Annotated in this window: 20 protein-coding genes and 2 pseudogenes; 14 read left to right on the top strand and 8 right to left on the bottom strand. The window is 66.3% G+C overall.

The annotated features are described in order from the left end of the window. The first annotated feature begins 214 nt into the window (after positions 1–214). Complete coding sequence (locus QF036_RS07345) at positions 215–1,216, top strand: trypsin-like serine peptidase (protein ID WP_307100548.1); 1,002 nt, start codon at positions 215–217, stop codon at positions 1,214–1,216. A gap of 28 nt (positions 1,217–1,244) precedes the next feature. After that, positions 1,245–1,379: a hypothetical protein gene (locus QF036_RS07340; RefSeq protein ID WP_307100546.1), complete on the top strand. Its 135-nt coding sequence runs from the start codon at positions 1,245–1,247 to the stop codon at positions 1,377–1,379. Between the two features lie 122 nt (positions 1,380–1,501). Here the strand turns inward: QF036_RS07340 and purH are convergent, their stop codons facing one another. Continuing rightward, positions 1,502–3,172 carry a bifunctional phosphoribosylaminoimidazolecarboxamide formyltransferase/IMP cyclohydrolase gene (gene purH / locus QF036_RS07335; RefSeq protein ID WP_307100544.1) on the bottom strand — a complete coding sequence of 557 codons (1,671 nt, stop codon included), beginning with the start codon at positions 3,170–3,172 and terminating at the stop codon, positions 1,502–1,504. Between the two features lie 180 nt (positions 3,173–3,352). Between purH and QF036_RS07330 the strand changes: the two genes are divergently transcribed. After that, positions 3,353–4,705: an MFS transporter gene (locus QF036_RS07330; RefSeq protein WP_307100541.1), complete on the top strand. Its 1,353-nt coding sequence runs from the start codon at positions 3,353–3,355 to the stop codon at positions 4,703–4,705. Positions 4,706–4,856: 151 nt separating this feature from the next. Here QF036_RS07330 and QF036_RS07325 read toward each other — a convergent pair whose 3' ends face one another. Both QF036_RS07325 and purN read right to left on the bottom strand, forming a co-directional pair. Beyond that, a complete protein-coding gene (locus QF036_RS07325; protein ID WP_307100539.1) occupies positions 4,857–5,732 on the bottom strand; it encodes a hypothetical protein in 876 nt (291 codons plus the stop codon). 298 nt (positions 5,733–6,030) lie between these two features. Further along, a pseudogene (gene purN / locus QF036_RS07320) lies at positions 6,031–6,607 on the bottom strand (phosphoribosylglycinamide formyltransferase). Between the two features lie 39 nt (positions 6,608–6,646). Between purN and QF036_RS07315 the strand changes: the two are divergent. Next, positions 6,647–7,090, top strand: coding sequence for a hypothetical protein (locus tag QF036_RS07315; protein ID WP_307100537.1), 444 nt, complete (start codon positions 6,647–6,649; stop codon positions 7,088–7,090). 36 nt (positions 7,091–7,126) lie between these two features. Here QF036_RS07315 and QF036_RS07310 read toward each other — a convergent pair whose 3' ends face one another. Next, on the bottom strand, positions 7,127–8,446 hold the full coding sequence (locus QF036_RS07310) for a cell division protein PerM (RefSeq protein ID WP_307105819.1): 1,320 nt from the start codon (positions 8,444–8,446) through the stop codon (positions 7,127–7,129). A gap of 175 nt (positions 8,447–8,621) precedes the next feature. Between QF036_RS07310 and QF036_RS07305 the strand changes: the two genes are divergently transcribed. Next, positions 8,622–9,083 carry a DUF4383 domain-containing protein gene (locus tag QF036_RS07305; RefSeq protein WP_307100535.1) on the top strand — a complete coding sequence of 154 codons (462 nt, stop codon included), beginning with the start codon at positions 8,622–8,624 and terminating at the stop codon, positions 9,081–9,083. Positions 9,084–9,317: 234 nt separating this feature from the next. Here the strand turns inward: QF036_RS07305 and QF036_RS07300 are convergent. Both QF036_RS07300 and QF036_RS07295 read right to left on the bottom strand, forming a co-directional pair. Continuing rightward, positions 9,318–9,827, bottom strand: a pseudogene (locus tag QF036_RS07300) (zinc permease); the annotation flags it as partial. A gap of 66 nt (positions 9,828–9,893) precedes the next feature. Beyond that, the gene (locus QF036_RS07295; protein WP_307100530.1) at positions 9,894–10,076 is read right to left on the bottom strand and encodes a hypothetical protein; all 183 of its coding nucleotides are present in this window, start codon (positions 10,074–10,076) and stop codon (positions 9,894–9,896) included. 155 nt (positions 10,077–10,231) lie between these two features. Here QF036_RS07295 and QF036_RS07290 point away from each other — a divergent pair, with 155 nt between their 5' ends. Together QF036_RS07290 and QF036_RS07285 are read left to right on the top strand one after the other, a co-directional pair. After that, positions 10,232–11,362 carry a hypothetical protein gene (locus tag QF036_RS07290; protein WP_307100528.1) on the top strand — a complete coding sequence of 377 codons (1,131 nt, stop codon included), beginning with the start codon at positions 10,232–10,234 and terminating at the stop codon, positions 11,360–11,362. An 89-nt stretch (positions 11,363–11,451) separates the two neighbouring features. Next, positions 11,452–11,628, top strand: coding sequence for a hypothetical protein (locus QF036_RS07285; RefSeq protein ID WP_307100526.1), 177 nt, complete (start codon positions 11,452–11,454; stop codon positions 11,626–11,628). 152 nt (positions 11,629–11,780) lie between these two features. Here the strand turns inward: QF036_RS07285 and QF036_RS07280 are convergent, their stop codons facing one another. Next, positions 11,781–12,488, bottom strand: coding sequence for a MarR family winged helix-turn-helix transcriptional regulator (locus QF036_RS07280; RefSeq protein WP_307100524.1), 708 nt, complete (start codon positions 12,486–12,488; stop codon positions 11,781–11,783). A 101-nt stretch (positions 12,489–12,589) separates the two neighbouring features. Next, positions 12,590–13,462: a PRC and DUF2382 domain-containing protein gene (locus QF036_RS07275; RefSeq protein ID WP_307100522.1), complete on the bottom strand. Its 873-nt coding sequence runs from the start codon at positions 13,460–13,462 to the stop codon at positions 12,590–12,592. Positions 13,463–13,885: 423 nt separating this feature from the next. Here QF036_RS07275 and QF036_RS07270 point away from each other — a divergent pair, with 423 nt between their 5' ends. The 7 genes from QF036_RS07270 (at position 13,886) to QF036_RS07240 (ending at position 20,726) form a co-directional block, all read left to right on the top strand. After that, positions 13,886–14,836, top strand: coding sequence for a hypothetical protein (locus tag QF036_RS07270; RefSeq protein WP_307100521.1), 951 nt, complete (start codon positions 13,886–13,888; stop codon positions 14,834–14,836). Next, the gene (locus QF036_RS07265) at positions 14,833–15,264 is read left to right on the top strand and encodes a phage holin family protein (RefSeq protein WP_307100519.1); all 432 of its coding nucleotides are present in this window, start codon (positions 14,833–14,835) and stop codon (positions 15,262–15,264) included. The genes QF036_RS07270 and QF036_RS07265 overlap by 4 nt, the downstream gene beginning before the upstream one ends. Then, positions 15,261–15,902: a DUF3618 domain-containing protein gene (locus QF036_RS07260; protein ID WP_307100518.1), complete on the top strand. Its 642-nt coding sequence runs from the start codon at positions 15,261–15,263 to the stop codon at positions 15,900–15,902. Before QF036_RS07265 ends, QF036_RS07260 begins: the two co-directional genes overlap by 4 nt. Positions 15,903–16,240: 338 nt before the next feature. Further along, on the top strand, positions 16,241–17,677 hold the full coding sequence (locus tag QF036_RS07255) for a flotillin family protein (RefSeq protein WP_307100516.1): 1,437 nt from the start codon (positions 16,241–16,243) through the stop codon (positions 17,675–17,677). 39 nt (positions 17,678–17,716) lie between these two features. Further along, positions 17,717–17,962 (top strand): hypothetical protein, encoded by a 246-nt coding sequence (locus QF036_RS07250; protein WP_306926717.1) that lies wholly within the window; start codon positions 17,717–17,719, stop codon positions 17,960–17,962. Between the two features lie 80 nt (positions 17,963–18,042). Further along, positions 18,043–19,344: a glycosyltransferase family 4 protein gene (locus QF036_RS07245; RefSeq protein WP_307100513.1), complete on the top strand. Its 1,302-nt coding sequence runs from the start codon at positions 18,043–18,045 to the stop codon at positions 19,342–19,344. Beyond that, entirely contained in the window at positions 19,341–20,726 is a 1,386-nt protein-coding gene (locus QF036_RS07240; protein ID WP_307100511.1) for a UDP-glucose dehydrogenase family protein, read from the top strand. Before QF036_RS07245 ends, QF036_RS07240 begins: the two co-directional genes overlap by 4 nt. The last annotated feature ends 41 nt before the right edge of the window (positions 20,727–20,767 follow it).

The following is a 20,767-nucleotide window of genomic DNA, read 5'->3' as shown; positions in this document are numbered from 1 at the left end:
GGCGCGGAGGAGCTCTAATCTTTCTCTCATAAAGGAATACCGCTTCGGCGGCTGAACTGAGTTGTAACCCCTTGCGGCAGGGGCAGATCAGTACCACCCCTACCTGGCAAACAAAACTTGAATCCTCAATAACCGAGCTTGTCATCCCCGGGTAGGTCAATCAGTCACCTGGCGTGCCTCCCGGGGCCCGCCCCACCTGATAGGTAGGACCGCAATGACGAGCAAAAAGACTCTGGCCGGCAGCCTTCTGAGCCTTTCCACAGGCCTGTTGCTGGCAGTGAGCGCCATCGGCGGCGCAACAGCCTCCTCTGCAACGTCGCAGGACTCAACTCAACTACAGGTCGCAAGCACCCCAGTGTCCAGCCCGCAGGGCTACTGGACACCCGAGCGCATGCGTGCCGCCGTTCCCGGTGATGTGCTGGCCGCCAAGGCTGTGGCCCGGCAGGACAACCAAGGCCCCTCGTCCGATGCTGCACTGGAGTCTGGAGCCCCAACGAGATTTGCCGGCACCGCTGCACAGACCACGGTCACCACTGCCCTGCACACAAATGAAGCCCCTGTGAAGCACATCGGCAAGGTCTTCTTCACCCTCGCCGGAAACAACTACGTCTGCTCCGGCAACTCGGTCGCTGCCCGGAACAAGAGCCTAGTGGCCACCGCCGGCCACTGCGTTAATGAGGGGCCCGGCGCCTTCGCCACCAACTGGGTCTTCGTTCCCGGCTACGTCAACGGGACGGCCCCCTACGGTCAGTGGCCGGCTCGGTCCCTGCACGCGGCACGGAACTGGACCTCCGACGGCGACATCCGGTATGACACCGGCTTCGCCGTGGTTGCCCGGGTGGGAGGCAAGTACCTAGCCGACGTGGTGGGGGCGTCCGGAGTGGAGTTCAACCAGCCCCGCGGCCTGACGTACAAGTCATTTGGGTACCCGGCCGCGGCCCCGTTCACCGGCCAGACCCTGGTCAGCTGCACGGGCACGGCCATGGATGACACCATCAACCCGCAGTTCAACTCCCAGGGCATTTCGTGCGACATGACGGGCGGTTCCTCGGGCGGCCCGTGGTTTGCCAAGGGCGACACGGACGCGGCAAGCGGGGCGGACGGCTTCCAGAACTCCGTCAACAGCTACGGCTATGGCACGAATTCCACCACGATGTTCGGACCGTTCTGGGGCTCCACCACCATGAAGGTCTACGACAGTGCACAGAGGAAATAAGGATGATGCGGGCTCCTCTGGCGATGTGGTGAGCCACAGCGTCAGCGAGGCACCCGAGGAGATCCTGGCTTACTGGACGCCGGAACGGATGGCCGAAGCGGTCCCCCGGGACATCCGGTTGCCGGATCCGGAGGATGAGGAGCCCCAGGCCACAGGAAAGTAACCCAGGTTAAAGCCCGACGGCGGCCGTCCCCCTAAGGGGGCAGCCGCCGTCGGGCTTTTGCTAGGGCCCACGCCGCCCGGGTTTCCTGGCCGAGCGGACCGCGTTTAGGGACGCGGTGGGAATCAGTGGAAGAAGTGGCGCGCGCCGGTGAAGTACATGGTGATGCCCGCAGCGTTGGCTGCGGCGACGACTTCCTCGTCACGGACGGAGCCGCCGGGCTGCACCACAGCCCGGACACCGGCGTCGATCAGGATCTGCAGGCCGTCGGCGAACGGGAAGAACGCGTCGGAGGCAGCTACCGCGCCGCGGGCACGGGCGGGGGCGCCTGCCGTCCCGACGTTGGTGGCGCCACCGGCACCGTCGACGTCGGACTCAACCTGCACACCCAGCGTGTTGGCACGCTCAACGGCAAGCTTGCAGGAGTCCAGGCGATTCACCTGGCCCATGCCGATGCCCACTGCCGCGCCGTTGGAGGCGAGCAGGATCGCGTTGGACTTGGCCGCGCGGCAGGCGGTCCAGGCGAACGCGAGGTCGGCCAGCGTGGCGTCGTCAGCGGCTTCGCCGGCTGCCAGGGTCCAGTTGGCGGGGTTGTCGCCGTCGGCGTCCACCTTGTCGGTGATCTGGACGAGCACGCCGCCGGAGACCTGGCGGATTTCGGCCGGGTAGCGGCCGTAGCCTTCGGGCAGCGCCAGCAGGCGGATGTTCTTCTTCTTGGAGAGGATTTCTACGGCCTCGGGCTCGAAGCCGGGGGCGATGACCACTTCGGTGAAGATGCCGGCCACGGTCTGCGCCATGCCGGCGGTGACCGTGCGGTTGGCAGCGATGACGCCGCCGAAGGCCGAGACGGGGTCGCAGGCGTGTGCCTTGGCGTGGGCGTCGGCGATCGGGTCCGCAGCGTCAGGCGACGCCACTGCCACACCGCAGGGGTTGGCGTGCTTAATGATGGCCACGGCGGGCTCCGCGAAGTCGTAAGCGGCACGGAGTGCTGCATCGGCGTCCACGAAGTTGTTGTAGCTCATGGCCTTGCCGTGGATCTGGTCGGCCTGGGCGATGCCCGCGGGGGCTGCCTTGTCGACATAGAGGGCGGCCTGCTGATGCGGGTTCTCGCCGTAGCGGAGGACCTCGGAGCGTTCCAGCGCGAGGCCGGCATAGGCCGGCCAGTCGATGACGCCGTCGCCGTCCTCGTCGAGGAACTGGCTGGCGGTCCAAGTGGCCACGGCGGTGTCATAGGTGGCGGTGTGCGCGAACGCCTTTGCGGCGAGCCGGCGGCGGGTCTTGAGGTCGAAGCCGCCCTCGGTGGCGGCACGGACCACGTCGCCGTAGAACGTCGGGTCCACCACAATGGCGACGGCGGCGTGGTTCTTCGCGGCGGAGCGCACCATGGCGGGCCCTCCGATGTCGATCTGCTCCACGACGTCGTCCTGCGCGGCACCGGACTTGACCGTCTCCACGAACGGGTAGAGGTTCACCACGACGAGGTCGAAGGCCTCGATCTCCATCTTGGCGAGGGTCTCCATGTGGGCGGGGACGCGGCGGTCGGCGAGGATGCCGCCGTGGACGCGCGGGTGCAGGGTCTTGACCCGGCCGTCGAGCATCTCGGGGGAACCGGTGACCTCTTCGACTTCCTGGACCGGAATGCCGGCCGCGGCGATCTTCTTGGCGGTCGAGCCGGTGGAAACAATTTTGACGCCTGCTGCGTGCAGGCCCTTGGCGAGCTCCTCCAGACCGGTCTTGTCGTATACCGAGATCAGGGCCCGGCGGATGGGAACACGGTCAAGCTGCGTCAAGCTCACAAAAGTCTCCGTCTTTATCTCGCGGTTGATGTGCCGCGGTTGGTGGGGATACGGCCCAGTTTATCGTGTCGACGGACCCCCTCCTGCTGACTGGCCCAGTGTGAAGGCCGGGCTGTTCCCGGCGTGGGGGCCCCCCGCTCCGGGACCTCACGCAACGTAAGGTTTAAGCAGGAGGCCGAGATGAATATTTACACCGCTGTGCCCAGCGGCGAGCAGGTAGTCCAGGAACTGCCGTGGCGCTGGAAAGTGCAGGGCCGGATCTTCGTGATCGGGGGCCTGGGATTCATGTTCGATGCCTGGGACGTCACCCTCAACGGCATCCTCATTCCACTGCTGTCCACGCACTGGAGCCTCACCCCGGGCGAGGCCGGCTGGATCGGCACGGCGAATCTGATCGGCATGGCCCTGGGCGCCTTCGTCTGGGGCACCATCGCGGATACCATCGGGCGCAGGAAGGCCTTCACAGCCACGCTGCTGATCTTCTCGCTTTTCACGGTCCTCGGCGCCTTCTCCCCCGACTTCCTCTGGTTCTGCGTGTTCCGCTTCATGGCCGGGTTCGGCCTGGGCGGCTGCATTCCCGTGGACTACGCGTTGGTGGGCGAGTTCACGCCGCGCCGGCAGCGCGGCAGGGTTCTCACGGCCATGGACGGCTGGTGGCCCGTGGGCGCGGCGCTCTGCGGGTTCGTATCCGCCTGGCTCGTGGCGGCCTTCGCCGACTGGCGCCTGACCATGCTCGTCATGGTGCTGCCGGCCCTGCTGGTGTTCTGGGTTCGGCGCAGCGTTCCCGAGTCGCCGCTGTTCCTGATCCGCATGGGCCGCCGTGATGAAGCTGCCCGGGTAATTGACGGCCTGGTGGAGGCCACCGGCGCCGAGCCGCGGGCCTACAGCCTGCCCGAGCCGCAGGCTGTACCGCGGCTTTCCGCCGGCAGTGCCTGGCAGCAGCTGCGCGGGGTCTGGCAGTTCAACTGGAAGATCACCGCCGCCGCCTGGGCGCTGTTCATGAGCATCCTGCTGGTCTACTACCTGTCCCTGACCTGGATGCCGCGGATCCTGATCGGCGCCGGGTTCGCCGAGTACAAGGCGTTCCTGACGACGGCGGGGATGGCCGCCGTCGGGCTCCTTGGCGTGATCGCGGCAGCGCTGCTCGTGGAGCGCGTGGGCCGCAAGTGGCTGCTGGCCATCACGGGGCCGCTGTCCGCTCTCATCCTGGTGGTCGTGGCGTTCGTAGTGGACGTGCCTACGGCCGCGGTGTTCTGGCTGCTGGTGTTCGGGTTCGTGGTGCAGGTGGCCATCCCGGTGCTCTACGCCTACGTTTCCGAGCTGTACCCCACGGAGCTGCGCGGCAGCGGTTTCGGCTGGGCATCCACGTTCTCGCGGCTGGGGGCAGGCTTCGGCCCACTCATTTTCGCGAACTACTTCTGGCCGCAGCTTGGCCTCGCCACTTCCTTCGCGCTCGCCGGCGGCCTGGTGGTCCTGTCCGTGCTGTGGATGGCGTTCTTCTCCCCCGAAACCCGCCAGCGCCGCCTCGAGTAGCTGCCCGCTTTCCCATCTGAGTAGCAGCAGGGGGCGTTCCCAGCCTTGGGAACGCCCCCTGCTGCTACTCAGATGCGGCGGGCGCCGGCCGGGGCAGCGAGGAATCCCCGCTGCCCCGCGCCTCGCTCCCGAAATAGTGCGCCAGCCGCTGCTACTGGATGCAGGTCGCGTAGACGGTGATCGAAGCAGCCCTGGTCTGGGTCACGGACCAACCCTTCTGCGCTCCTACCGTGACTGGTTGGCTGGCCGTCACCTGGTTGCTGGGGGTCGTAATAACGCCGCTGAAGCCGCCTCCCATGGCCACTTGACCGGCGTCGCACAGGACCGTCACGGTGGCGGTCGAAGCGGTGAGCGTCTGCACAGTCACGCTCGTTGAAGCCGCGGCTCCGGTGGCTCCGGTGGCTCCGGTGGGCCCTGCAGGACCGAGCGCGCCGGTGGCTCCGGTGTCGCCCTTCTCCCCCTGGATCCCCTGTGCACCTGTGGCCCCGGTATCGCCCTTCTCCCCCTGGACCCCGGTAGCTCCGGTGGCCCCGGTGTCGCCCTTCTCGCCTTGGGCCCCTTGGGCACCGGTCTCGCCGGTATCGCCCTTCTCGCCTTGCGCACCGGTCGCTCCGGTCTCACCTCGGATCCCCTGCGGCCCGACGTCGCCCGTTTCGCCTTGGGCACCGGTCGCTCCGGTCTCACCTTGGATCCCCTGCGGCCCGACGTCGCCCGTTTCGCCTTGGGCACCGGTCGCTCCGGTCTCGCCCTGGGACCCTGTCGCTCCGGTGGCCCCGGTGCCGCCCTTGTCGCCCTGGATGCCCGGGATGCCTTGAATTCCCTGGACTCCTTGAATCCCTTGGCTGTTCCAGGAGATGGGAGTTTCCTTTTTGGTGTCGCAGGTGGATCCGGCGGACAGAACCCTGAGCTGACCACCGTTGTTGTTGTTAAAGCAACCACTGATCTCGCCTGCGGCGGACGTCGTCGCCGAGGCGTACACAGCTGTGACGGCACCGGTGCCGAGAACTAGCGCTGCTGTAAGACACAAAACTTTTGGACTCGATTTGGAAATGCTGAAGTGCGACATGTGAAACCTCCTGGCAAGCCGCGCGCTGGATGAGACGCAGTCAGCGTATGGGCCGCTTCTGCGGCCAGCCAGCGTAATTCAGGCGCCCAGGTACCCGTCTTTTCGAGGGCACTACCCGGGCCGTCGGCTCCGATTACTCACCAATGGGCAGGTATTGCACCACCTATTAATGTGGCAGGACGCATCAGCCCGGCAACCAGAGCCTGAACAAGTAGTGGCACCGTTCCCATGCGCCCTGAAACTGGGAGCAGGCTGCTAATTAGGCGACAGAGTGCGCCGCGGCGAGCGACGCGAGGGTGGAGACCAGGAGCCGGCGCTCCACCACCTTGATCCGTTCATGCAGGGTTTCCTCGGTGTCGCCGTCCTCGATGGCCACCGCCTCCTGCGCGATGATGGGCCCCGTGTCCACGCCGGCGTCGGCCCAGTGCACCGTGCAGCCCGTGACCTTCACGCCGTAGGCCATGGCGTCGCGGACTCCGTGGGCGCCCGGGAAGGACGGCAGCAGGGCGGGATGCGTGTTGAGGTATCTTCCCGTCGAACGCGTCGATGAATTCGGGGCTCACGATCCGCATGAAGCCTGAGGACACCACCACATCCGGCTGGTAAGCGGCAACGGCTTCCGTCAGCGCGGCGTTCCATTCCGCGCGGTCCGGGTAGGCCTTGAAGTCCACCACGAACGTGTCGATCCCGGCTGCCGCCGAGCGCTCTACGCCGTAGGTTCCCGGGCGGTCCGCGCCAACCGCGGCGATTTCAACATCCAGGTCCCCGGCTTGAACGGCGTCAATGACGGCTTGGAGGTTGGAACCGGTTCCGGAGACGAGGACTACTATGCGCATTGCTCAAGCTTAGGCGGCTGCTCGCGTAGGCTGGAAAACATGAACCCCACTCCGGGCCCCCAGGGGTCGCAGCGGACCGCGCGTCCGCTCAGCGAGGAAGCCAAAGCCTCGCTCCAGAAGACGCACACACTGTTCCGCATGTTCATCGTGGCCGTGCTGGGCGCCTTCTTCGTGTTCCAGCTGGACATCGCCTACCTCTGGCTGACGGCCATTCTGACGGCGGCGGGCATCGCGCTGGGGATCATCGTGCTCATCCGGGCCATCCGGTTCAAGGAATCCAAACTGGTGCTGTTCGGCACCATCTCCGGCTTGGTGGTTTCCGCCGTCATGGTTCTCCTGGTCCTGACCTCGGCGCTGTTCTTCAACCAGGTGCGGGACTTCCAGCAGTGCTCCCGCCAGGCGCTGACCAGCAAGGCAAGCACGGAATGCCGGGTCCAGCTGGAGAACTCGCTGCCCGGACCGCTCAAGCAGCCCGTGCGCTAGAGCCGCCCCGGCGCACGGAAGACTACGCGCCGAAGGCTATGTGCTGCTCGGGGCGGTCCCCAGCTCGGCGTCGCGCAGTTGCCGGCGTTCCAGCCACGGTCCCGCCGCGTACCCAATTACGACGCCGATCCCGACTTCCGCTGCCAGCCAGACTGCCGTCCATAACGGGTCAGGGCCGATGTCCGAGAGGCGGCCGATGCCGGCCGAGCCGCGCGCCAGCCACGCGAGGGCTGCTGCCAGCACGCCGGCGGCGGCCCCGACGATCAGCGCCAGGAACAGCGTGGACGCGGCGGCGGTCAGCCAGCGGACGCGGAGTTTGATGGACAGCCATTCATCGAAGTGGTTTTCACCTTCACGCAGGAACCACCAGCCGGCCAGGACTCCGGCGAGCACGGGAACCACCAGCGCCACCGGTCCGAAATCGAGCGGGCCGGAAGGGATCGCCGCAAAAACCGGGATAGTGGGCAGCGGTCCCACGGCGGTTCCCAGCGAGCCCACCTGGGAACCGGCGCCGAGCGCGAATCCGGAGCCGGTCAGCCACGCGAGCGCGAAGACGGCGAGGTTGGGCAGGAAGCCGAGCTGCGCAATGGTGAGTGCCGCGCCTCCGACGGGTCCGGCGTCGAGCGCTTCATAGACCGCCACCACAAGGTTCCAGTGGATGAAAAGATCCACGGCCAGCAACGCCGAGGAAATGGCGAGCGCCGCGATGACGGCGACGAAGCCGGCCTTGGCTGCGGAGGCCAGATACGACCCCGCCCAGCGTGAATGCTGGCTGGTGCGGGCGATCCAGTCCACGGCGTCGACGCCGATCAGCCGGCTCCATGAACCGGCCTCCCGCCGGGCGCCGATCACCATCCCGAGGCCGAACGGAACCAGCGGAAGGAGCCCGGCCCACCATAGGAAAACCTCAACGTCTTCGGTCCGGCAAATGAATCCAGTGGCGATGCCGAAACCTGCATAGACCAGCCACGACCCGAGGAGCGCCTGCCACAGCTGGTCCGTGTACGACGCCCGGGCCAGACGCCTGCCCGCCCGCCAGGCCAGCAGGAACGGTATAAGTGTCAGGCCCAGCGGAAGCAGCGACAGCATACCGGTCTCCGGCCTCGCGGCAGAGCCCTCCCCCACGGTGGTGAGGTACAGGGGTACCCCGTGGATGACCAGCCACGCCTGGCCGGACAGCCGGGCCAGGACATCGAAGCCGGCGCTCCCGAAACCCGAGGTAGCCCACACCGCAACGATGGGGGCGATGACCACCAGCGCGGAAATGATGGCCGCCTGGGCGGACTCGAGCCCGCCCTGCAGCCACAGGGGCATGGGTAGGCCACGGTCTCCGGTCTGGTCAGCACGCAGTTTCATCGCCTCCCATCGTGCCATGCAGCACCCGGCTCCCCTGTTTTCGACAGGCTCAACAGCGCGAGAAGTCTGACGATCATGCGCCTGCACCGGTGCACGGCAGGCTCGACGGCGGGCGCTTTTTCGGGATGCCCGTCGTAAAATTAGCTTGTCCGCATTCAGTGGTTGGAGGCAGAAAATGACTACCGCATCCCCACATGCACATGGCGTTCACTTTGGCAGGACTGACGTCCAGAACGCCGGCATGGGTGTTGGTATTGTCGCGTTGGTGGTCGGTGTGCTGGGGTTCATCCCGGGCATTACCGCACGGTATGGCGAACTGATGTTCCTTGGGCCCGATTCGCACGCCATGTTCCTAGGTCTGTTCCAGGTGTCCATGCTGCTCAACATTGTGCAACTGGTGATCGGCGGAACCGGCTGGGCCATGTCCCGCAGTGAAATGGGTGCTCGCAGGTTCCTCTTGGGCGCCGGTGCGCTATACATCATTCTCAGCATTTACGGGCTCAGTGTCGGAGTGGATTCGGCGGCCAATTTCCTGTCGCTGAACATGACGGACAACTGGACCATGATGGTGGCTGGTGTACTGATGATTGCCGCCGGCTGGATGTTTTCAAGGCATTCGGTCGAGGACAGGAAATAGCCCGGAACGCGAACGCCGGGAACTAGGAGCCGCGAATGAGTAGATATCTAATCTGAGTATTCGTACTACCGGTTGGTGCAGGCGGCCACGCAACATCGTGGGCGGCTGCACCAACTTTGTGTCCGGAAAGTTGGTGTCCGGAAACGCTCCTCCCCGGGAGGCACCGGCAAGGTTGGTGTCCGGAAATGCTCCTCCCCGGGAGGCACCGGCAAGGACTAGGCTGGCTTGCAGAAATCAGGCAAGGGAGAGCACGAAGGAGAGCACGAACCCGGCCGCCGTGCTGAGCGCCACTGCGGGCCCGCCATGTTCGAAGGCCTCCGGCATCAGGGTGTCCGCGAGGGAGGCTATGACAGCCCCGGCTGCAAATGCCAGCGGCAGGGAGATGGGTTCCGGATCCGTGCCGGACAACGGGCCCGCACCCAGGACCACGGCCGCCACGAGCAGCAGGGCGCAGATGGTCCACAGCGCCATGATCGCCCCGCTGGTACGGCCTTGGCTGCGCATGGATGCGGCGCCCACCAGTGCTTCCGGCAAATTGGAGACGAAGATCGAGGCCAGGAGCGCCAGGCCCCCTGTCCCCTCCCCCAGTGCGACGCCCAGGGCGATATTTTCCGGCACCCCGTCCAGGGTCACGGCTGCGAGAAGCGCCACTCCGGCGGCACCCCGGGTGGACGTCGACGCGGGGGCCTTCTCTTGGGCAGCCGCATCGGTGTCCAGCTTCGCGCTGCCGCGGAATTCGTCTGCCGGGAGGTTCCCACCCCGTCAGTGTAGGATCGGGAGCCGCAGCCGGGAATGCTCCTCCGGCGGCCGCTATTTGAATCGAATCTGGGCGTATGGCTCGCTGGGCAGGTTCCCGGCGGTCCAGGGCTCCTCAGACGGTTCGCTCCGCACTTCGCCTCGCCCGTCGCGCAACACGGCCAGCACCGTTGCCGCAATGGCGACGACGGCGATTGCGGCCAGCAACACTAGGACGACGACGATGGACCCAGACATCCTTACAGCACCTTCTGCTTCAATTTTAGAGCGTTCCCGCCTGCTCGATCCTGCGCGAATTTTTTCCTCTGGACTTTTTTCCTCTGGACATAGCTGGGCGGCGGGCATATTCTGGTCTCCCACCGCGCTGGGGGGTGATTCGGATGGGCAACGGCTTGCGCTCTGTCAAAGCTGCCGTTCTGCGCGCGCTCCTGCTGCCCGCCCTCCTGGTTCTCGCGTGGATCACCTGGGGCGCAGCGTCCGCTGAGGCAGCTTCCGGGGACACAGTGACTGCCCCTTCGCTTGGCGCTGGTCCCCTGGATACCGGCTCCCTCAACGCTGGTTCCCTTGTCAAAACTCCTGTGGCTGCCATTGCGAAGTCGGCGGTGTCTGCTCCGCTGGCTTCGGCTGTTTCCCGGGTGGCCCCGGCGACCACGCTACTTCCGGTCGTTCCTGCCCTGCCAACGGCCCCGAGCCTCCCGGCCGATGTCACCAAGCCCGTGTCGACCGTCGTCGGCACTGTAGCGGACACGGCCGCCACAGTGATCGAGGAGGCATCGACGGCGGTCAGCACCGTGACCACCGCAGCGGATCCGGTGCTCGACAGAGCACACAGCTTGGTTACGGCCGCGGAAGACATCGTTTCGTCGGCGCCGCAACTGCCGGTAACGCCTGCTGCTCCGGTCTTTCCTTCGCCGCGTCGTTCCGTGCATGTCCCGTCGGTGTCGGTTTCTTCGGTGCCAGTTCCCTCGGTGCGTGTTCCTTCGGTGCCGGTGCAGGATCTGCCCGGCGTCCACGCACCGGCTGTCAGGCCGCCGGCGCCGGTTCCCGGCGCCGCGGACAACCCACCAGATCTCGCTGTACCGCCACATGCCGTTTCGCCGTCGGGCATCACGCAGGGGACGAACACTCCAAAGACCGACCGGACCCTGCCTGCAGCACTTGCCGGGACGATCCTCCCGGCCATGCCGGCTACAGGCGGTGGTCTGCCGCTCGCAGGCACGGGCCTCACGCTTGCAGAGCTGCAGATGACCACGCCCCAGCGGCGAGAGCCGGCAGCCGCCAGCCCCGCAACCCACAAACTTAACATTGATACGTTGCCGCGCGACGGGCATCTCCCGGCCTTTGCCGTGAGCGAGGGAACGTCGGGGAACTCCTCCGGAGGCTCCGAAGGCTTCGGAGCCCAGGCCGCCGAAGCGGCGGGAGACTGGGACCGGCCCCTTCTGCTTGCCGGCGCCGGGATGTTCGATGCCACCCAGAACCTTCCTGCCAGCCCAGCCTTCGATCCGGGGACTTCCCCCGACTGAACAGGTCAACTCTGCCCTCAAATGCGGGCAGAAACGACCACCTGCGCAACCTTGCGCAAGGACCATCAGTTCAGTCAGGAGAATATGTCATGTCTACGCACGCCCCGCTGTCTGCTACCCCTCGTCCGTCCCGTCCGCAGTCCGGCGCCCTTAGCGGCCGGATCGGCAACTGGCCCGATCCCATGCGCGGCCGGATCGGCAACTGGCCCGATCCCATGTCCGGCCTCATCGGCAACTGGCCGGACCCGATGCAACAGCGAAGCTAGGGATATCGGCGCCAGGGATGTCACAGCGAAGCCAGAGTACGGTCCGGCCCTGAGCCCGGACCGGCATGGGCCAACCAGGAAAGTGTCGCCGCGCGCGGCGCGGCGACACTTTCCTCCCTCAATGACCGAAAAACCTACCCAAGGCAATAGGCCTATTCCGGGCTGGAGTCACCCACGCCGTTTGGCTTCTGCCCTATTCCGGGACGGTCCTCCGGCGCCGGCGTAGCGTCCTGTCCGACCTCATCTGCTTCAGAAGCCGGTGCCCGCAAGGCAGGTTCCGCAGACGTGCCCGCGCCCGAAGCCTCCTGTACACCTTCTGCGGGCCTCCCACCTTCTGTAGGTGCACCGGCCACAGGAGTGCCCGCCTCGGCGGTATCCTCCACGGTTGGGTCGCCGACGACGGCGGCCGTATTCTGGTTCTTGGCCGAGTCTGCCTTGCTGCGGCCGGGAAAGTAACTGATGACCCGGGCCAGCTCCCGGCCCAGAACTGTGCCCTCGACGACGTCGGGGGGCAGGGCGTCCTGTTCCGCTTTCCGCGCTGCCTCCAGCGCCTGTCGGCCAGCTTCCGTTATGGATACCTGGTTGTGCCGCCTGTCCAGCGAACTCGACTCACGGGCCACAAGCCCTGCCCCCTCAAGCCTCGCCAGTACCCGCCCAAGGGACTGGCTGCGGACTTTGATATCGGCGGCCAACTGCTCCTGGTTCAGCGGGCCGTCGGTAAGGCCTTGGAGCGCAATGACCGCGGCATGGGTGAGGCCGAGTTCTGCCAGCGCCTGGTCCTGCCGGCGCTGGACGAGCCTGGCGGCCATGGACAGCAGCTGGTGAGGTCCCCACTGCTCCGCGTCAGGATTCGGGACCATCGGTCTCAACCTTCTTTCCCTTTGACCCCTGCTGGCAACACCGCCAGCCCAAAACCGCCGACAACGCCGGGGCCGGTAACCCGGCCCCGGCGTTAGGCACGTTAACGGCGGGTGTCCTCTACGCCGTCTGTCTCGATGCGCTCCTTGCGGATCTGTTCATCCACCGTTACTTCATCCGTGACGGTTTCCGTGTCCAGCCTGACCCGCTCGACAGGAACAGTTTCCTTGTCCACCACGGGACGTTCCTCGTGCAGCACCACCTCGTGTTCCGCTTCGCTGATGTCCGGTCCCCTCAGCGCCTCGTCCCGGTTTCCTTCGGTGATCGGTTCGCGCTCCAGCCGCACTTCCTCGCGCTGCACGGGAACTGTCCGGGTCTCGTTTTCGGTCACCACATATTTGCGCAGACGGGCGCGGCCGGCAGCCTGCCTTTCTGTGCCAACATTCACGCGCTCCTCCGACCGGGTCATGGCGTCGTCATCCGCCAGTCCGGACGTATGGCGTCCGAGCCCGCCATCCGTTGCACTATAAGTTCCGCCGCTCCCTGCGGCAGCAAACCCCGCATCCCGCTCGGTGGCAGAAAGGCCGGCAGCGGACCGGTCGGCCGTCCGGCCGGAGTCGGGGCGGTGCCCGGTCGCAGCCTCGGAATAGGTCACGTTGCCATGCAACTGGTAGTGCTCGTAGAGCCGGTCCTCTTCTGACGGATCAAGGTGACCCTCAGCGTCCACCCGCGGAGCGTCCTTGACCTGATCCTTGCTGTAAGGGACAACAATGTCCGATCCCTCAAGGCGTGCTCCCTCGAGGGGAATGAACGACTCCGACGTCCCGAAAAGGCCTGTCCGTGCCGTCACCCAAGTGGGCTGTCCGTTGTCATCATCCGCATAAACCTGGCCGAGGGAACCGATCTTGTCTCCGTCTGCGGAGAGGATGTTCCCGTTCTTGTTGAGTAGGTCGTCGATGTGTTCCTTGGTGAGCATGTTGTCTCCTTGGAGTTTGACTTCGTGTTCACATTTGGCTGTTCACGCTGAGGCCGACGACAGCGCAACGGCAGGTTACGGCAAAGTCTCGCCGCTGCAGAACGGCATCTGCAGCACCCCTGCCGGGGCCATCTATCGTCGCGACCGAGGCCGGTAATCCGACCTCGCACCTATACCCTAAGCATGCTTACTATCAGCTTGGCAAGCCTACTTAGCTTTTTTCTTGGGTTGGGTGGCCGGTGGCGCGCGGCAAGTCCTGCCGACGGTCGACACCCTCTGCCACTTCCCCATGAGGACAGAAAAATGGAGGTGGGAAAAAATGGCAAGGGTGCTTACTATTTATTAGTAAACATGCTTACCATTGCATGCCAGCAACGCTGGTTCCTGTACAGCAGCTGCCCCTTTCGGAAAGAGAGAGCGAAGATGACTGAGAACCAATGGCCGCAGGATGAAGACCTGACCACTCCCCCGGCCACACAGAATTCGGGTTACGGCGCCGGCACCACGGGATACGGCGCAACTGGAGCGGGTACCACCGGCTACGGCACTCCCGGCTACCAGGATGACGCGTCTTCGAAGAAGGACGTGGCGAAAGAAGAGGCCACGAACGTCGCCGGCGAGGCTAAAGGTGCCGCCCGCAACGTGGCGGAGACAGCCAAGTCCGAGGCTGCGAACGTCGCGTATGAAGCCAAGAACAGCGCCCGGGATCTGCTGCACCAGGCGAAGTCGGACCTGACCAGCCAGGCCGGCACCCAGCAGGCCAAGGCCGCCGAAGGCATCCGAACCATCTCCTCACAGCTGCGCTCCATGGCCGACGCGCCGGACCAGCAGGGCGTGGCCTCGGACCTGATCCGGCAGGCGGCCGACCGTTCCGCATCGGTCGCGTCCTGGCTGGACAACCGGGACCCGGGCTCACTGCTGGATGAGGTCAAGTCCTTCGCACGCCAGCGCCCCGGCACCTTCCTGCTCCTCGCGGCAGGCGCCGGCATGCTTGCCGGACGCCTGGGCCGCAGCCTGCAGGCCGGCGCCCCCGAAACCCGTACAGCCGGCTATGGATCTGACACCATGCCGCCCTACCCCGTCCAGCCGCCGGTCACCGAAAGCAGCATGGAGGCAGGAGTCGGCGCTCCGCTCTACGATGGCGCCGAACTGGGCGAACCTGCCTACACCCAGCCGGCCTACGGCGAGACAACCTACGGGGAGCAGGCCACTGGCCAGCCCGCCTACGGGGAGCCAGCGTACGGCGAACCAGCAACGGGCCAGCCCGCCTACGGTGAACCGGCCTATGGCGAGCCAGCCATCGGCGAACCAGGATATGGCGAGCCGAGGCGGCGGGATACTGACGATACCGAGGGTGGAGGTCGTCCCCTGTGAGCAGCCAGATCCCTGATACCCCGGAAACGGCCGCGCACGCCAAGGCCGACACCACCTCCCTCGGTGACCTCCTCGGCGAGGTCACCCGGGACCTGTCCACCCTGATCCGGCAGGAAATCGAACTCGCCAAAGCCGAACTGAAACAGTCCGGCAGCCGCGCCGGCAAGGGCGGCGGCATGCTCGCCGGCGCCGGCGTCGCCGGGCACTTCGTGCTCCTGTTCCTCTCCATCGCCCTCTGGTACGCCCTGGGCGAGCTGATGGGCCTGGGCTGGTCCGCCGTCGTCGTCGCCGTGATCTGGGGCATCATCGCCGCGATCCTCGCGTCCGTGGGCCGCAAGGAACTCAAAGCCATCAAGGGCATGCCCCAAACCGTCGAGACAGTGCAGGAAATCCCGCCTACCCTCAAACCGAACGGAGACCACCGATGAGTGAGAACCCGGACGCCATCCGCGCCGACATCGAAGCCACCCGCGCCCGCCTCGGCACCAACGTGGACGCCGTGGCCGACAAGGTCACCCCGTCCAACATCGTCCACCGCCAGACCGACAAGGTCAAAGACGCCGTCTTCGGAGTGAAGGAGAAAGTCATGGGCACCGCGGACCACGCCACCCACAGCACCACCGGCGGCCTCCACCACGCCGCGCACACCGCCTCGGGCGGGGTGCACCAGGCCACCGACGCCGCCGGGAACGCGATCAGCACCGCCGGCGAAGCGATCGCCGACGCCCCCCAGCAGGTCAAGGCCAAAACCCAGGGCAACCCCCTCGCCGCCGGGCTGATCGCGTTCGGCGCAGGGCTGCTCGTCTCCTCCCTCATCCCGCCGAGCCAGAAGGAACGCGAAGCCGCCGACGCCCTTAAAACCGCCGCCGAACCCATGACCAGCCAGCTCACCGACGCGGCCAAGGACATGGCCCAGGGCCTGAAGGAACCCGCCCAGGACGCCATGGAAAACGTCAAGGCCACCGCCACCGACGCCGCCCAGCACGTCAAGGAAGAAGGCCAAACCGCCGCCACCGACGTCAAAACCACCGCCACCGACGCCAAAGACCACGTCCAAAACACGTAGTCTGCGAAACAGCTAAAGTACGACGACGGCCGGCCCGCTTTTGCGCGGGGCGGCCGTTTGTCTGCGGCGAGGTGCCTGTGATCAGGCGGCGGCTAGCCCCGGCAAGCGGCCACGGCCCCGACCCAACTCGAATGGCCTTGAGAGCTCACTCTCCTAAAGCGGCCGGAATTGCTGGACTCTGCGCGGACGCACCACCAGACTGTCTATTACAGCTGGTCATCCCGCATTTTTTGGGCTTTCCGGCTCCGCAATGCCCGAGCTTTATCCGGCAGGTTTTCCCGGCCGGATAAGTACCGGCCTCGCACTGCGCCTTCTAATTGCACTGAGAGGACACCGCCATGGAGAACCTGGCAGCCATCCTGCCCCTGATTATTATTGTTGTCTCGGTGCTTCTGGGCGTTCTGGCCATTTGGCTGGCCGTCAAACTGATGTGGAAGGTGGCCGAGCCGAACGAGGCCCTCATTATCTCCGGGTTGACGCACGGCACCCTGGAAAGCACCGACGGGATGGACTTTAAGATCGTCACTGGGAAGGGCGCCCTGGTGGTTCCCGGCCTGCAGACGGTCCGGACGCTGTCGCTCACGCTGAGCGAGACAGAGCTGAAGGTCTCCTGCGTCACGTCCCAAGGCATCCAGGTTGTGGTCGAAGGCGTCGTCATTTATAAAATCGGGGATGCCCCCGCCTTTATCGCCAACGCGGCACGAAGGTTTCTGGGCCAGCAGCCCAAAATGGAAAGCCAGGTGTATAACGTCTTCGAGGGACACCTTCGCTCCATTATCGGCAGCATGACCGTTGAGGAAATTATCCGCGAGCGCGATAAGTTGGCGTCCCAGGTCCGCGGGGCGAGCGGCGTGGAAATGGAAAAACTTGGCCTCGTGGTGGATTCCCTGCAGATCAAGGACCTCCAGGACCCCACAGGCTATATCCAGAACATCGCGAAGCCGCACATCGCCCAGGTCAAAATGGAAGCCCGCATAGCCGAAGCAACAAGGAACCGTGAGGCCGCGGAGCGGGAAGCCGAGGCCGCCGCACAGATCGCCGACGCCCAGAGCCTCTCCGCCATCAAACAGTCGGCGGCGCAGGCCAACGCGGAACGGGCAAGGGCCAATGCGGCGCAGGCGGGCCCGTTGGCCGACGCTACCGCGCGCCAGCAGGTGGTGGTCCAGGAAACAGAGGTGGCCAAGCTCGAGGCAGACCGCGAGGAACAGAAGCTGCAGACCACCATCCGCAAGCCCGCCGACGCCAAGGCCTACGCACAGCGCACCGAGGCGGAAGCACAGAAGGCCGCGGACATCAGTGCAGCCGAAGCCCGTGCCAAGCGCACGGAACTCGAGGCGCAGGCCAATGCCCGCCGGGTGGAAGTGGAGGCGCAGGCCAGCGCGAGCGCGGCCGCGGCGATTGCCGGAGGCACCCGGGTGACAGGCGAAGCAGAGGCGGCAGCCACGAAGGCGCGCGGCGATGCAGCAGCCTCCGCCATCAAAGCCAAGGCGCTGGCGGAGGCTGAGGGCATCAAGGCCCGCGGCGAGGCCCTCGAAAGCAACCAGGACGCCGTCATCGCCCAGCAGCTGGCGGAAAACATGCCGGCCATTGTGGCGGCGGCGGCCGAACCGTTCGGACACGTCGACCAGTTCACCGTTCTCAACGGCGCTGACGGCGTCAACAGCATGGTCGGCGGGATCATCACCCAAGCCGGCTCGTTCCTGCCGCGGCTGTCGAGTGCCCTGAAAAACGGGCAGAACCACGCCAAGCAGCCGCCGAAGCAGCCCGGCGCCTAGGACAGGGGTCGAGGTAGCCCAGGGAGGTCGAGGACCATGGTGCACAGAAACGTTGACCGGAGCCTGACCGGGAAGATCGGCCGGGTCACCGGGCGGATCGGCCCCGGTACCGTGGGGGAGGTCATGCTCCCGTACCGTGGTGGGGTCAGCGCCTTCCACGCCTACCCGTTCGACAAGGTCAGTGTCTTTCCTGTCGGTGACGAGGTGCTGGTCATCTACCTCGACCCGCCGCAGACTGTCTTCGTGGACGAGCTGCCGGACGTTCTCCGCCACGAGGAACGCTAGCCCCGCCTGTTTACCCAACCTTCCCTTCACGGTCACGCCCACTCCCCCGCATGGTTAGACGGCGGGAACACCGTTGAGGGGTGAGGATCGCTATCGTTGCCGAATCATTCCTGCCGCTGATGAACGGAGTCACGCACTCCATCCTGCGAGTGCTTGAGCACCTGCAGGAACGGGGCGATGAGGTATTGGTGATTGCGCCGTCGACGTCGGACGCTGATGTTCTGGACGTTGTGCACGGCGCGTTTGTGCACCGGCTGCCCTCCGTTCCGCTGGCGGGTTACACGAACGTGCGGGTGGCGCTGGGAGGTGTGTACCGGGTCAAGAGAATCCTTGCCGACTACGCACCGGACGTGGTCCACCTGGCGTCGCCGTTCGTGCTCGGCTGGCGGGCGGCGCAGGCCGCGCATCAGCTGGGGATCCCCACGGTGGCCATCTACCAGACCGAGGTTCCCGGCTACGCCGCCCGGTACGGGGTGCCGTTCCTGGAGAACTGGGCCTGGAACAGGGTGGAAAACATTCATCTCCTGGCGTCCCGGACGCTGGTGCCGTCCACTTTCGCGCTGAACCAGTTGCGCGGCCGCGGGATTCTGCGGGTGGGCATATGGCGGCGCGGTGTGGATACCGCGCGTTTTGCACCGGGAAAGCGCGACGACGGATGGCGGGCTTCCGTGGCGCCGGGCGGTGAGCGGATCATCGGCTATGTGGGCCGCCTGGCGGTGGAGAAGCAGGTGGAGGACCTTGCCGTGCTGGCCGATATCCCCGGCACCCGCCTGGTGATTGTGGGTGACGGTCCGCAGCGGGCCGCGCTGGAGGAAGCGCTTCCCAACGCCGTGTTCACCGGATTCCTCGGCGGCGAAGACCTGGCCCGGGCCGTGGCGTCGTTCGACCTGTTCGTCCACCCGGGCGAGTTCGAGACCTTCTGCCAGACCATCCAGGAGGCCATGGCATCGGGTGTTCCGGTGGTGGCCACGGGCCGCGGAGGCCCCCTGGATCTGGTGGAAAATTCCCGCACCGGCTGGCTCTATGAACCCGGTGACCTGGCCGGCCTGCGCAGGCATGTGATGGACCTGATGGGCGACGACGCCAAGCGCCGCGCGTTCGCCGCGGCGGCTCACGCTTCGGTACAGGGCCGGACGTGGCCGGCCCTGTGCGCGGAACTGGTCCGGGACTACAAGGCCGTCATTGCCGGCACCTCCATCGCTGATCGAGTTTGTCGAGATCACTGCGAAACAAAAACTCCCTCGGTTTCGCTCCCCACCGGCACCCCAACCTCGCAAGCTCGGCTAAGGAACCCTGCCGGAGTGGGCCCAGGCTCAACCAGCGGATCGCTGGTTGAGCTTCCGGAACCAGAAACCAACAGCACTCAAGGAGCCATCCTGTGAACATTTCCGTGATCGGCTGCGGCTACCTCGGCGCCGTGCATGCGGCCACTCTCGCCTCCATGGGCCACACGGTGGTGGGGATCGACGTCGACCCCGCACGTGTCGAGCAGCTGGCCGCCGGCCGGGCGCCCTTCTTCGAACCGGGACTGGACGAACTCCTGCGCGACGGCCGGGCCACCGGCCGCCTGCGCTTTTCCACTGCCTTCGCCGACGCCGCCGGGGCGCAGATGCACTTCCTCTGCGTGGGCACGCCGCAATCGAAGACGTCCGACGGCGCCGACCTCAGCTACTTGGTCTCCGCCACCAAAAGTCTCCTTCCGCACCTGGGCAGGGGTGCCGCCGTCGTCGGTAAATCCACGGTGCCCGTGGGGACCGTCGACAAGCTGGGGCGCATCCTCGCGGCACGGCCCGACGTGCTGCTCGGCTGGAATCCCGAGTTCCTGCGGCAGGGCACGGCGGTGAAGGACACTCTGGTGCCGGACAGGCTGGTGTACGGGGTGCGGGGCGGCAAGGAGGGCGCCTTCGGGCGCCGCAGCGACGGGACGCCGGGAGCGGCCCGCGGTGTGACCGCCGTACTGGACGCGGTGTACGAGCCGCTGCTGCGCGCCGGCATCCCGCGGCTCGTGTGCAATTTCGCCACCGCGGAACTGATCAAATCGGCGTCGAACGCTTTCCTGGCGACGAAGGTCAGCTTCATCAACGCCATGTCGGAACTGTGCGACGCCGCCGGCGCCGACGTCAGCGAGCTGAGCGAGGCGATGGGCATGGACCCGCGCATCGGCAACCGGTACCTGCACGCCGGGCTCGGTTTCGGCGGCGGCTGCCTGCCCAAGGACATCCGCAGCCTCCGGGCCCAGGCGCAGGCGCTGGAGGTCCATTCTGTGGAGGACTGGATGGCCGTGGTGGACTCCATCAACCTCGGCCAGCGTGCCCGGACCGCGGAGGTTGCCAAGGAACTCTGCGGCGGCTCGATCGCCGGCCGGACGGTGACCGTGCTGGGCGCGGCGTTCAAGCCGGACACGGACGACATCCGCGACTCCCCCGCCCTCGACGTCGCACTCCGGCTTGCCTCGGCCGGTGCGCACGTCACGGTGACGGATCCCAAGGCCATCAACAACTCGTGGATGCGCTTCCCGCAGCTGCGCTTCGAGGCCTCTGCCGCGAGGGCGCTCGAGGGTGCCGAGCTGGTGCTGCTGCTGACGGAATGGGCCGAGTACCGCGACCTGTCACCGGCCGCCGTCGGGCAGCTGGTACGACGCCGGACGGTGCTGGACGCGCGCAACGTGCTGGATACCGCGGCGTGGCGGGCGGAAGACTGGACGGTGCGCGGCCTCGGCACGAACCAGGCGGCGGCTCTGACTGAGCACATCTCCGCCGGTTGAGCCTCCGTCCGCTGGTTGAGCCTGGGCCCACGCCCGGGCCC

The sequence above is a fragment of the Arthrobacter globiformis genome (assembly GCF_030817195.1).
Lineage (GTDB): Bacteria > Actinomycetota > Actinomycetes > Actinomycetales > Micrococcaceae > Arthrobacter > Arthrobacter globiformis_D.
This window is presented reverse-complemented; position numbering and strand designations above follow the sequence as displayed.

Excerpts from the sequence above, each read along its gene's own strand:
- QF036_RS07345 (WP_307100548.1), top strand. The coding sequence starts at position 215 with ATGACGAGCAAAAAGACTCTGGCCGGCAGCCTTCTGAGCCTTTCCACA.
- QF036_RS07330 (WP_307100541.1), top strand. The coding sequence starts at position 3,353 with ATGAATATTTACACCGCTGTGCCCAGCGGCGAGCAGGTAGTCCAGGAA.
- QF036_RS07315 (WP_307100537.1), top strand. The coding sequence starts at position 6,647 with ATGAACCCCACTCCGGGCCCCCAGGGGTCGCAGCGGACCGCGCGTCCG.
- QF036_RS07310 (WP_307105819.1), bottom strand. The coding sequence starts at position 8,446 with ATGAAACTGCGTGCTGACCAGACCGGAGACCGTGGCCTACCCATGCCC.
- QF036_RS07305 (WP_307100535.1), top strand. The coding sequence starts at position 8,622 with ATGACTACCGCATCCCCACATGCACATGGCGTTCACTTTGGCAGGACT.
- QF036_RS07295 (WP_307100530.1), bottom strand. The coding sequence starts at position 10,076 with ATGTCTGGGTCCATCGTCGTCGTCCTAGTGTTGCTGGCCGCAATCGCC.
- QF036_RS07285 (WP_307100526.1), top strand. The coding sequence starts at position 11,452 with ATGTCTACGCACGCCCCGCTGTCTGCTACCCCTCGTCCGTCCCGTCCG.
- QF036_RS07280 (WP_307100524.1), bottom strand. The coding sequence starts at position 12,488 with ATGGTCCCGAATCCTGACGCGGAGCAGTGGGGACCTCACCAGCTGCTG.
- QF036_RS07275 (WP_307100522.1), bottom strand. The coding sequence starts at position 13,462 with ATGCTCACCAAGGAACACATCGACGACCTACTCAACAAGAACGGGAAC.
- QF036_RS07270 (WP_307100521.1), top strand. The coding sequence starts at position 13,886 with ATGACTGAGAACCAATGGCCGCAGGATGAAGACCTGACCACTCCCCCG.
- QF036_RS07260 (WP_307100518.1), top strand. The coding sequence starts at position 15,261 with ATGAGTGAGAACCCGGACGCCATCCGCGCCGACATCGAAGCCACCCGC.
- QF036_RS07255 (WP_307100516.1), top strand. The coding sequence starts at position 16,241 with ATGGAGAACCTGGCAGCCATCCTGCCCCTGATTATTATTGTTGTCTCG.